Annotated in this window: 1 protein-coding gene; it reads left to right on the top strand. The window is 44.1% G+C overall.

Annotated elements, in window-relative coordinates; genetic code table 11:
• Nucleotides 1-140 precede the first annotated feature (140 nt).
• Complete coding sequence (locus LU351_RS07435) at nt 141-14,246, top strand: choice-of-anchor Q domain-containing protein (RefSeq protein WP_232593435.1); 14,106 nt, start codon at nt 141-143, stop codon at nt 14,244-14,246.
• The last annotated feature ends 84 nt before the right edge of the window (nt 14,247-14,330 follow it).

Raw genomic sequence — 14,330 nt, 5'->3', positions numbered from 1 at the left:
CCCGCCAATTTTTTCCATTTTTTATATACCGTAAAGAGTGAATTTTCATGTCACTAAAAATTCACAATTTTTTTGGCGTTTCTCTGCAGATTGTTTTGTTTATTACAGTAGTCCTTAAAGAATTATCGGAGAAGTGAACCATGCCAATATTTGTTGTCACCACACTTGCAGATGAAAACCCCTATGACTTAGATGAAGGAATTCAGGATGCGGGGCTTTCTTTGCGTGATGCGATTCATCAGGCTCATCTTATTGATGAACCTAGCACGATAATATTTGATCCTTCTTTGGCTGGAGGGGCTATTTCGCTTTTTAGTCAACTGTTGGTGGCCGGTGATATTACGATAAACGGGGATATTGATGGTGATGGCTTTCCCGATATTGTCATTGATGCAGGAGGGCATGCCCGAGTATTTCTTATTGATGATGGAGAAGGAGATCAAAAAAGAGACGTTGTCCTTGAAGGGTTGGTCATCACGGGTGGTTTTCACAGCAATTCTGAAGTTAAACATTTTGCCGGTGGAGTTACGAATAGAGAGAACCTGACAATAAAAAATAGTGTTATCACAAATAACGTTTCACTGGGTAATGCTGGGGGGATATTCAATGAAGGTGATTTAGCCATTCTCCATACCTCGGTGAGTAACAATCGTTCCGGCTTTCACGGTGGCGGTGTGATGAGTGGTAATGGCGAATTGATAATTTCTGATAGCACTTTTGATGGTAATGCCGCAGAAGGAAGTGGAGGTGGCCTGTTAATAGCTTCTGGAGATACACAGATTTTGAATTCTACATTTTCCGGTAATGATGGTGATGTGGGGGGGGCAATCAGTTCAAATGGTGCCAATGTAATCGTTACTGGCAGCACACTCACAGGTAACAACGCTAAACAGAGTGGTGGGGGTATCAAAGGAATGGTTACCCTTCATAATAGTATTGTCTCAGGTAACTCTGCTCCTAACGAAACCAACATTGGTGCGTATTCGGGAAGCCATAACGTTGTTGACGCTGTAGTTCAAAAAGATGACGGTGTAGTTCAAAAAGATATAGGGGCTTTTGAGTCACAACAACAACGGTTGCCAGGAGTAGTGGTGACCACACTCAATGATGTCATTGATCCTCATGATGACAAAATCAGCCTTCGTGAAGCAATAAATTCTATTAATGACGGGAGAGCAATTGGGCCAATTACGTTTGACCCTGGCATTGTTGGAAGAAGAATCAAACTCACTTTGGGTGAGTTAGTCATCTCTCGAGATGTTGTTATTGATGGTGATATTAATGGCGATGGTATGCCCGATATCATTATTGACGGGCAGAAGCAATCTCGCGTTTTTAAAGTCGACGATAACGATAGTACTATTACTCGGAGTATTGCACTTAAAGGATTAATTATTACTGGCGGCGATGCGGCTAATCAAGCGGGAGGTGGTATTTACAGCGCTGAAAATTTAGAGCTTCAAAATACTGTTATCACTCAAAATACTGCTAGATATGGTGGTGGGATTTTCGTCGCATCGGGAAGTCTTTTGATTCAGGCTTCTGAGATACGTAATAATAATGCATTGGTGAGTGGTGGTGGTATTTCCACAAAGGAAAACTCCGTTCTACATATTATCGACTCGACAATAAAAGCGAACCACGGGAAACAGCGTTCCGGTGGTATTTACAGCTTTGGTGAGACGATAATTACCGGAAGCCATATTACGCACAATTCTACCGAAGGTTATGGTGGCGGTATTTCAAATGCGAATATAGGTAGCCTTACGATTACCGAATCAACGATTTCAAATAATCACGCAAAAGTCGGTGGGGGAATTGAAAATAACGGTAACTTGTCTGTTTCAAATAGCGCGGTTGTTCGTAATAACTCTCTTGATTGGGCAGGTGGTATTTTCAACCGCAGTCGTCTTGACCTATTCACCTCGACGATTGCGGACAATACAAGCACTACCGGGGCTGGGGGAATTCACAATAAAAACTCAGGGGAGCTGAGTATTTCCAATACCACCATTTCTGGAAATAGCGCTACAGGTCAAGGTGGAGGTATTTACAGTGAAAATACCGATGTTGAAATTACGAATACAATCGTTTCCGGAAATCAGGCGAAGGTTCACGATAATATTAACCAATACAATAACATTGGTGATAATAACAACCTCATTGATGTTTCACCGGAAACACTTTTTGCGGATATTAATCCTGTTACGGGTGGCGGGATGCTTGCTGATAATGGTGGCTCCACTCAAACCATTGCACTGAATCGTGACGCCAATAATGCGGCTCTCGATGCGGCTGAACATGTTGTGGGTGAAGATCAAAGAGGTGAGCAAATTTACGATGCAGATTCGAATGGAACGTCGAGCCGAGATATTGGTGCATTTGAATCTCAAGTAGCGGCTATTGATTACGTTACGATAGAGGCGAATGTTAATGGCGAAGTGATGAATTTCCAATATCACTCGGGTACTTCGGATTACATCGTTTTATTTCCGGGTTCCGCGCGAGTCACAGTGCAAACCAGCGCCCCCATTCATCAGTTTGGTCTGGTTCCCAATGGTGATGATGAAGCCATGGTCTGGGCGCTGACCGAAGAAGGATTTATCGAGGTCACCGCCATTAATCGCGACGTCGAACCAGACGAGGCCTCGTCGGTGGCAGTCATGAGTATGATACACGCTCAGGAACAGCAGTATGTCGCCATGGAAATTCAGCCAGACGGCTCGGTCAACATGCTCGATTCTGATGGTTATCTGTATCGATTTGCGGTGGAGACCGGGCACACCACCTTGGTTAAAACCGCTGAGCCTGTGTTTGCCCCCGAAGTGATTAACAGTAAGCAACCAGCCAAACTTACTCTGCTCGCTAATGGTCAGTTTTCGCTATCCCAGGATAGAACAGACGACGCTAGCCCCTTTACCGCCGCAAGCCGGATTAACGACCCTCATCAACTGGATACACGTTTTGGTATTGTCAGGCTGGACAATGGACAGGTATTAAAAAGTAAAGACGGTGGGCTATTTGAACTAAACACCAGCGGTCAATGGCAGAAATTACCGGGGCTGGACCTAGACAATTTAGAACACAGTACCGAGGGGGCGCTCTCAGTTTTGGGAAACAAAGGAGTCGCGTTATTCGCAGAAAACGGAACACGCACAGAGGAGTACTTCGACATAGACAATGCTGTGGTGATTGCCGCTGGCCGTCATGCAGGGACTACCTATGCCTTGGATTCACAAGGAGTTATCCATTTCCAGGGGGCACTCACCGGTTCTTTATTGTTAACTGATGCGTCACTCTCTGATATCGCGGTGACAGCGGAAGGCATTTGGGGAATAACGATAAAGGGCGAATTCGTGCAAGTTGCACTGCCTGTGGGCAATGGCGATAACCAAGTCGGCCCACTAACGGCTTTGTCTGAGCGAGAGTTCTTATCCGTTAGCCTTGGGCACGACGGTCAGCTGAATTTACTTGAATACGCGGGTGGTGACACACACTATACAAATTATGAGCCGCAATCTGCCAATTTTACCCTTGGCTTGGCAACAGATACGGCTGGTATTTTTAATGCGAACTTTCGTCAGGCAAGCGGAATACATCTCACCTCCGAAGGCATTGCATACTCGTTAAGTGGTGGCGAACTTCAGGTGTGGGACCCACGTATCGAAGACTGGTTATCTGCTGGCCCCAGCGAACTCAATAAAATCAAAGTCGGCGCAGATGGAAAGCTATATGGATTGTATGGCGATAATGTCATTGTCGCGCTAGATCGTTACGGTAACATGCAAGCGTCTGATCTTTTATCAGAAAATCTTGAGTCCTGGAAAGCCAAAGCCATTACCACCCTTGGCACTATCAGTGATTTTTCAGTCGCAGCCGACGGTACTATCACCTTTATCGACCAAAACAATCAACTGCTAAAAATCCCTTCATCAGAACAATCTTGGGTCTCGTCTTATTACGGCAGTACCACAAATGCAAAAACCTGGAAACAACCCTTTGCGGTTGGTGAAAGCCTAGAAGTTGAAAACGGTAAGTTCGTAAACGTCGCCCAGTCTGCTCAACTTGCCAGCGGAGAACGCTTGATTGTTACAGACGTAGGTGAAGTCTATGTTGGACTTGTGGACGAGTTTGAAGGCCAAACTTACTACGATTACACCCTTCAACGCTGGCCCGGTAAAATAAGCTCTCTATCTGTCTCTGAGCAAGGTGTGTTCTTAGCTGATGTAGAAACGCTGCAGGGAGATGCACGTAAAATGGCCTTTGCCGGTGAGTGGCGAGAGGTATCGACGCCACTGCTCGTAGAGCCTCCTAAAGCTATAGGTCTTGATACAACTATTGTAAGCCATGCGGTGGATGCTGAAGGCGCTACTTGGGTGTTGGATAATAAAGGCAATTTATTCAGGCAAGCTGATAACACTGACAGTTGGTCACAAATAGATACCGGTAATCGTCACTTTGAAACCATACAGGTAAATGTACTTGGCAACATTATGGTGACGGGCCAAAACGGCGAAAGGATGACCCCGACCAATAATACCTGGCAAGCTTTTAATTTCGGCGCTGCGGTTGCAGAGGGACCAACGAATTTCAATGAGGACTTTGACAACCTTGCACTTGGAAGAGCGCCTCGGTTTAAGGGGAAAACTGAAATCCTTGGAGTAAAACACAAGGGTAAGTTTATAGGTTCGGGATTGAACTTTGGACAGTGGTTTAGAACTCACGTTGCCAACGGCGTTTTCTATAAAGGCCCTTCAGGAAAAGGGATTGGTTGGGGCAAAGGCAGTGAGTTTTACAGTGCCCCAACGGATACCAAAAAAGAATTTATCCAGTCTGAGAATTTTCTTTACACTACACCTTTTGACAAAATTAATTCCGATCAGGCTGGCCAAACTGAACTGTTAAACGAATTAAATAAATCTGGTAATGAGCTGTTATCCGATTTAGATAAAAGTCTTAATGTGCTGATTTCTCAACTGGGTGTTGATGAAGCTGGTTGGAATAACTCTTCATTGAAACAGTCGATGGCCACATACAGAGACCGCCATCTGTCTAAAAGCGCTAGACAAGATTTAGTACCATTAATTCACGATTACGCCAAGACACTGTTTGGTGAAAATCATGAAATCACACGAAAGATTAACGAAAAATTAATTAATAAAGGTGTCTTTGCCAATCCGACTGCACTGAACGAATATGGTGCAATATTTGCGCAAATTACACAGGATTTAGCTACATCCGCACAGGTGTCTGATCTGCTCAACAATCAAAATCTGCCTGACGGAGAGCGAAATAAAAACATTGACCAACTATTAAAAGACCGAAAAGATAGCCTGATTGCACTTACACGCAAAAGCGGGATGCACAGATTAGAGTCAACCGGGCATATTGTGCGTGGATTTGATTATTTTCAGACAGTTATCCAAAACCCTTATCACAGAGTAAGCAGGCAGTTTAAAGCTTATAATATCTCCAATGCTGATGACCTTAAAACTAAACTGCGAGGAATGAAAACCGGTGATACTATTACCATTTCTTCGGGCTGGTATCACGGTGGAGAGGTAAAAACAAATTTCGGCACCACTTTTCTAAACCCGGCCGACACCTTTTTCGGCGGCACCGCTTATGCCGGTGGTGGAGTAAATTATAACTATTCAATTAGCTTTAAAAAGATTGCTGACGGTAATGTTGAGGTCAGTATGGGTCGCGACAAATCTCATGTGTTGGAATTAGGTGTAGATGTATACACCGATGCGACGTTATTGAATAAAATTGGCGATGTTGAGATTTACCCTGAGTTTGATTTATCTATCGACTACACAAGAGACAGAAAACTGCGTGACGGTCTAAATATGACCATCGGTGCCGAAAGCCTGGAGGCCAATTCAACAGATACCTTTTTTGATAGGTTTTTCAATCAATCACTCAAACCTGAATCATTGTTAGATCAGGCAAATGGTGGTGTGAGTGGCGAACATAAGAATGTTTTAAAAGTCACATTAGATGCGTCTATCGAAGCTTCGTTGCTCCCCTACAAAGGTCACTCTAAAGTAGAAAACGAAGAAGGTGCTCGTCTAGTTAGCGGCTCTGTATATGGTTTTTTACCGGGGTTAGGGGCTGAAGCAAGTATCACTTTGTATAGCTCAGAAAAAGCGTCAAGCTTCGATACAAACAATGCAAATGCCAAAAAAACCAAACAATACCAGGGGTTTTTCACCAAACGCAGTTACAACTTCGCAGCTCGACTCGGATTTACCAACCGTTGGCGGGCAAACTACGGGCCTGAATTCGTAACACCAATTGAAAACGACATTAACGCAAAGGAAAACAGCGACGGTTCAGAAGAGCGCCGCACAGTAAATATGGGTTTTCCTGTATATACCAAAGGGGCGGCAAATCTTATTCAAGAGGGATGGGACAGCGATGAACAAAAACGTTTAAAACGTGACAGTCTCAGGCCGGATCATAATTTCTATCGAATTGATGCAGAAAAAGGTGAACTCAACAAAGTTAGTTGGTCTGTATCCGCTGAGCGTGATTACCGATTATTGGAAATTCCGCTAATCAAAGAGCTTCTTGAGGGCAAAGGGGCTAAACCTCTTAGCGATGCTCAACGACAAGCACTTCGTGAAGACTTGGTTCAGTTAGTGAGTTTTACAACCAAAGAAAACCGTGTGCAAATTAATACCGACCTTGGTGATCTAAAAGCTCATATTGATAGTTTAACGCTCAGCAACAGCGAACGTAGAAGAGCAAATAAACTGCTGTTGTCACTGGATAGCATGAAAGAGTTTATGAACGGTGGAAATCCTGCTCATCCGAACGAAGGCGGTGGTAATTCAGATAAACATAAATTTTTTAATACGTTGTCTGATTTGGATGTTTTAATCTTCGGAGCGCTCCCCCAATCTTCTTCAGACAGCAATGTAATTAAAAGAAGACAAACAAAAGTATATTCTGATGCACTTAGAGAGCGTTTGACAGATGACAGTTTGTGGACGAAGCACGGACCTGATCGTGGCCGTTCAGTCAGTATCAGTGTGCAAATGAACGATAAAGCGTTAAAGAGTATTGACATGAGTCAGTCTCAGTCAAATGTTCATAATCAAATTAAAAATTTATTTAAAGACGGCAACAACTTTCAGGTAAATGGTATTTCTGCTTCAGAGTCTCGCTCTCGTAATACCAAGTTTGCTTTCAGTTTGTTGTATAAAACTAAAACAGAGGCCACTCGCTCATTGTCGCGAAGTCTAGGCAGTATAAGCCTTAGCTATGGTGAAAACAGTGCAGTCTACAACCAGGCAAAAACCACTGGCCACTTGTTCAGTGATAACAACACTGACAGTCTCTCCGACAGCGCGGGCGATGCCCCATTGACTGAAATAATTGGCCCACGTGATGACAATTTAGAGCCACAAACCGTAGTTCGAGATTCGGATTCTTATGCAAAAGAGCTGAGCAGATTAAGTCAAATGGCTAAAGTTGACTCGTTAATGCACAAGCTGCATCAACCACAGGGTCTACTTGAGAGGTTTTATCAGGCATCACTCGCGTATTTAAATAATGCTGAGGCCCAAGCGCTTACCAATAGTTTTGCGAGTTCTATATATGGAGAAGTTACTGCTGTTGGTGACAGCACTTCCGAACAAGATTTTAAAGAGTCAATTTTAAAAAATCTCTATAAATTTATCGAACATGAATCTGACACAACAAGGAAGCCCGCACTGCTGCAGCTTTACAATAAATTTAGTGGAGAGCTTGGTACTAAATTAGCATCTTTATATCAAGCAGTAAATAACGACGGGAACAATACGGGATTAAATCGCAAAAAAACGTTAATGAAACAAAATGGCGTAGTCTTAGCCGAAAATAGCCAAGGAAATTTAGTTCGGGTACCTCAGGACATCCTTAACGAACTTTCTTCACAGGAAGGTAATACTGATTTTGATAAGTTTTTGTTTGGTGATACGGATCAAACTGTATTTGAACTGACTCGTGACCTGTCTTTAGAACATTTGGCTCGTATAGATGCTCTGGAAGCTGTCTCTGAAGCTGATATAGCCGCAGTAACGAAGGGATCGGGTTCTGAAAATGAAATAATGTCCATTATCGATAAGTTGCGCACTCGAAAACTTAGTTATGTCACCATGACTTCTGCTCAGGAACAAATTTTGTACGGTTTTTTTCCAAGTGCAGATGGAAAAGTGGATAAGAAAAAGGTTAGGCATGTTGTTCGCAATCCAAGTTCATATAGGCAATTTCAGCGTGATCTGATCTTGTTCAATTCCCTCGACCCCAATGATATTCAAGGGATTACACCAAGAGAGGCGATAAATAGGGCTCGAAAAACTATTGTTTTTGAGCGGACGATAAACGAAATGATCGCTCAAAATAGTAATGCCCAATCCACACAGTCGGAAACTGATCTTCCTATTTTTAATAATGTCATTGTTGACCAAGATTCTCAGTCGTTTACGCGACCAAGGCATTCAAAAACGTCCTCAATAGAACTTGCCAAATTAGCTTTGATTTACGGTGGAAACAACCTGATGTTTTCCACTTCTATGGCATTGGCAAATACTAAGGTTGACCAGATGGTAGTCAATCTTCAACAGTATGGATTGACTTCTCAGCGAGAGGCGCTACAGATCACTGCCTTTCATGAGCACCTCGAGGGTATAGCAAGGGCTTCGGGCTTGTTGGGGGAGGGCCAAATTATGAGTTTGGACGATACCCTTTCAGCATTGCAAAATAAAACCGGCGACAGTTATTTTCAGTTAATTTCTGGTGACCACATGTTTGCCGTGGGCAAAAAGGTTTCAGTAGATTCGCAAGGGAATGCGACTTCGAACTATTTTTTTCTTGATCCTTCAATCGAGAAAAACCTGGTCAGCACAAACAAAGATATCACCGCTTTAAAAAATGAGATTGAGAATTACCTTAGCTTACGCAGTACATCTGGCGTTTGGGATGGCATACTGGCAGATCACTATGGACTTCAAAGCCAGGGCGATCGTTATCAGTTCAGTGCAATTGAATTTGACCCAAGCGCACTTGCTGACAACTCAGACTACCGCTCTCTGCAAAACATCGTCTCCACCGTCCAAACTGACCGAGAGATACTTGCCTCTGCTCAAACCAGCCTGACTATAGCGGGGGTAGAAATCTCTCTTGAGACTCTCTATGACATGGGAGCCATAATAGATGGTGAGCGAATTAGCGTTGATAGTCAGTTAAGCCCCGACCATATTCGCTACAACCCACAAATACTTGCTGATTATTTAGCTCGTCCAGATGGAAGAATGCATACGCGTACAGAACAAGCTAAGGCGGTTAAATTACTAAAACAGCAAATAAGCGACCAAAACTATCAAGGTGTGCTTTCCGGTGAAGGAACGTTTGAGGGATACAGGCTACTAAAACTCGTAGATAAGAATGTCAGCGCAGATGGTGCAATTAGCAACAAGCTTTGGTCGAGTATTACTGGTAATGCATTACAAACAAATAACCTTGTTAGCGACAGAGGGCGTTTTGCCGGCACCATAGACCGGCTAGACAAGTTGTCTTTCGGTCTTGGCTCAATTCAGTCTGTGATGGCATTCGTGAATTATGCCCGGCGTAAGCAAAATGGCGAGCGCATAGGAAAAGCTGAGGAGCGGGACATCGCTATTTTAGGCGCAGGGCTAGGAGTCGAATTAGCTTCTCCGGTGATAGAAGGCGGCCTGTCAAAATTAGGTACGCACATCGCTGGAAAGACCACAGATGTTGCCAAAGGCGGAAAATGGCTATCCAGAAATGTGGGCAAACTGTTATCCAAAGGCGGGGCGCTACTGAGTATTTTATCCGCACCGCTAGATATCTATGGTGCCGTGACAGCATTTAAGCAACTGGACAATGACGACCTAACCAGTAATCAAAGACAAGACCTGATTGTTTCTGGGTCATTGTCGGTAGCCGGAGCAGCACTAAGTATTGCAGTGGGGGTGGCGATTATTGCCGGTGCCGGTGTGGCCTTAGCCTCAGGCGTAGGAGCGGTGCTAGGGGCGGCTTTATTGATTGGTGGGGGGATATATTCCGGTGTCAGAGCAGTTCAAGACATCAAAGAACGCGTAAGCCTCGACGTGGGACAAAAAATTAAAGAAGGATTTCGAGGCTTCTTTGGGCTAGGGCCAAGCGAAGCCACCATGCAGAGGATCAAAAATTCCTATTTGCCAGAAGCTGAAGCACAAGCGAATCAGCCCCTCTATGACAGTCTTGAAATCAGCAATCTGAACATGTTGGCGCAAGACAATGAAAGCGAAAACGGTCGGTTGGGCGGTGTGGTATTCACCTACACCAATGGCGTGAAGCTTGACCACAGGGATTATCAAAAGATTACCTTAACGGAATTTCCCGATGCCCCGCCTAATAGTATCGCCGGTGGTGTGCCTCATAAGGTAAATATAGATCACTTACCCTTTGAAACAGAAGGTCTTCGCCAAGGCTCAGAAACCGAGACGGCTAAGGAGCAGGTTCGTCAATGGGCACAACAGAATATTGACTCCAACCATACGTTTGTGGTGGCCAATGTCGATGATGATGAAGCTGGTTTTTATTTTATCCAAGACGGCGAAATCGAAGATGCGCACGACTACTATCATTACAGCAATCAAGGTTCGGTTGATGCACTGCCTTATCTTACCAATTACAACGATATCATTACCGAAAACGGATATGACCTGTCGGGATTGGATTTAAGTAGCTTAACCCACCGACGTGAAGGAACATGGGGCAGTATTATTCGCAACGACTTTGATGTGGATAAAGATTTTATGCTCTACAACATGGGCGAGGGCAACGACAGATTTTTTGCTCAGCTTGAATATAAATCGGTATTTACCATTTATGGTACGGGTCAGAAGTTTGTAGTAGGTGGAAATAAAGATGATGCATTTATGCTTTACAACAAAGAGCTAGATGCCCCCGTTTTTACCGGACAAACCAGTATCTTCGATGGAAAAGACGGAAACGATACCTTGATCGTAGAAGGCACAAGATCACAAGGCAACCATATTGAATTAAACGACGTTGGAGAGCACTTCGGAAACCACTTGTTTGGAACAGCTAAAGAATCCTATGTGGCTGACCAAATTGTATATATTGTTGGGATAGAAAACATCCAAGGTGCAGTGGATGCCCAAGACACTATTATCGGAAATGGTGCGGCCAATGTCATTGATGGGCGAGGTGGCAACGACATTATCGATGGGGGCGAAGGCGATGATCTTATTAGCCTTTACCACGGAGATAAGGTTGACGGAGGAAAAGGTAACGATACCTATTTTATCCGCCGTCGAGAGGCCACGACTGGCAGTATTGAAATTACCGAGTTTGCGGCGAAGGAAGAGTCAAATGGTGTGGTATTGGATTATTTACTTGAGCAAATAGAACAAACAAAACTCGTACAATCCGATTCCGGTGATTACGATATTCACATCTCTCTTCAAAATGGCGACGCAGGTGTTACCACACTGATTCTCAAAAGTGTTTACGCTGCTGACCTTAGTCGTAATGACATCAACTTCACTCTGACCACCAAAGATGGGTTCTATCTGATCCCTCAATTTAATAGCGACCTCAACGATATCTCCGAATTTAAAGCTGAGTTTGCCGCTCGTTATATCTCGGCGGCTGATCAAACCCTTGATGCGGAATTCGTCGCAGGTGGTGTGCAAATAAGTATTGATGCGGTCAGTGGCACACTTACAAAAAATGGTGCGACCACCATCGTACAAACGCTTCCGGATAATATGCATCTTATCGCAGAAGGTTCATCGCATGATGATCTTGTATTAGGTACCAGTGGCAGCGATGTAGTTCGGGGTTATGCTGGTAATGATGACCTCACCGGCGCCGGTGGTGATGATGTGTATGTGGTTGCACTGGACATGGAAGAAATTAACGACCTGAGCCTGATACCAGAGAATTTCAATGTGACCGATACGGGCGAAAAAATTATTCGTAATGTCGAGTCTGGAATTGTTCAGTTGGATGAAAATGGTGATCCACTATTAGATGCTGATGGTAATCAAGTTAAAAAATTCGGAGAAGATTACCTGATTTATGGCGCTAAACGGGAAGACATTGGCCTACGCCAAGATGGTAACGATATCGTACTCTATTACAAACCAGATGAAAGCCGTGCAGCAACAGTCCGCATTAAAGACTTCATGGTGGGCCAAGAGTATCGTCATATTTCCTTGATGGATGCGGAAGGGGTAGTTTGGGGATTAGAAATTGATGAAAACGGTACCCCCTATATTACTGAAGGCGTGTTAACGGGCACCCAACAAAATGATGAATTGATTGGCCCCAAAGATACCGCCTGGATCTTTACCGGGGATGGTGATGACAGCATTACCGCGCAAACCTATCAAGACGAAGAGGGTGTATGGCAAGGTGGTGATGTCATTGATGCGGGAGGCGGAGACGATATGCTAATTGACAGTGACGGCGATAATACCTTGCTTGGCGGAGACGGTGATGATGAATTTATTATCAAAGGTGGTGACGATTTAATTATGACTGGGCAGGGCTATGACCACATCGACCTTAGTAACGCCACGGGTGTCAAAGTAATCAATGCCTATGCTGAAGAGTTTACCTTAAACACCATAACCACACCGTTTGATTTTACCTCGTCTGATGTCGTCTTTATGCGTCAGGAAGACAATCTGTTCATTCAATCTCCTGTGGATGAAAACGGTGAGGCTACTTTAACCATTATTTTAACGGGGTATTTTGCCAATCTAACGAATCAACGCACGCATTTACGGTTCGGGGAAATTTACTGGGACAGCGAAACTCTATTGGCGCGAGCACTCTATGTTGAGCAAACAGAAGTCGATGATTTTATTCGACTTAGTGATCGGAATTTCACTAATGTGGATAATATAACTGCGGAATTCGATGCGCTTCAAGGACATGATGTCATCATTGACGTTGAGCAACAGCAAAGTGGTGTAACTCATATACTTCGCGGTGCTAGCGGTGATGACAACATTTATGGCGGCGATGGGCGTGACATGATCTACGGTGGTGAGGGGCATGATGAACTGCATGGGGAAGAAGGTGATGACCACTTACAAGGGGGGGGAGGAAACGACTTGTTAGTGGACTATCAAGGCACCAATATTCTTAGTGGTGGCAACGGTGATGATGAGATTTACGGTAAGGGTGAGTTGAATGGTGAAGCGGGTTCTGACGTACTAATCGGGAGCGATAGTGGTGATACCCTGCGCGCCGGTCATGGTGTAGATGATACCAATATTCTCATCGGTTATGGCGGCAATGACAGCCTACAAGGAGGCTCAGGCCGAGACATAATGAATGGGGGCGCCGGCGATGACAACATTTTCGGGGCCGATGGCAACGACTTAGTCTACGCATCGACAGGTTTAGAAAGTTATCACGGTGGAAACGACCATGACGTGCTTTCTTTTGAGGAGATGGAATGGAGCATAGAGGCTGATTTTAATGGATTGCAATTCAATGGAATAAGGTTCCATGTTAATAGTGCTGGAAAAAAGCAAGTCTCAGGATTTGAAGAGGTAATCGGATCACAGTTTGACGACAAACTTACTCTGGGCAAAGAAGTATTTATTTTAAAAGGTGGTGTAGGCAACGACACTTTAATTAGTCATACCAAAAAGAAAGATTTTACCAAGGCCCAACTGCATGGCGGCATTGGCAACGACGATTATTTTGTAACCCTTAGTGCAGGCGAAACGGTCACCTTGGTAGAAACTGATGGTTACGACACACTTAACATTAACACTCGCTTCGCTTTAAACCATGATGTATCTGATATTTGGTTTGAGCTAAATAATGAAACAGACGATTTGCACATCAGTATGAAAAATACCAGCGGTGAAGATGCTCAAATCATTATCGAAGATTACGCTTCAGAAACCGCAGACAAACAAGTCGAAGAAGTGATTGTGAATGAGCAAAAGCTGGTGTTATCCGACATCGATTTACTGATTAGCCATATGGCGAATCACCAACGCTTTGATGTGAGCGCAAACACAGGCGAAGGTAAGAGTGTGCAACAACGCATTCATGAATTGTGGCAAGGTTCGGAGCTGCATTCGGAAAGCAGTAAAGCTAGCGATAAGCAAAGTGATGGCGCTAACCCTGCGCTATCGGACGTTTATCGTAGTGTGTATTACAAACGAGGCAGTGAAACCCCTTATGCGACTTACTGATGGAACAAGCGCACGAATAACAGTATCCCTTTTCTAATTTTATCACAGGCTCCTTGGCGTCCGCTTTGGGGCCTTTTTTTCCAT

The sequence above is a fragment of the Marinibactrum halimedae genome, from assembly GCF_021234875.1.
GTDB classification, from domain to species: domain Bacteria; phylum Pseudomonadota; class Gammaproteobacteria; order Pseudomonadales; family Cellvibrionaceae; genus Marinibactrum; species Marinibactrum halimedae.
This window is presented reverse-complemented; position numbering and strand designations above follow the sequence as displayed.

Coding starts and splice junctions, on each gene's coding strand:
- LU351_RS07435 (WP_232593435.1), top strand. CDS start 141: ATGCCAATATTTGTTGTCACCACACTTGCAGATGAAAACCCCTATGAC.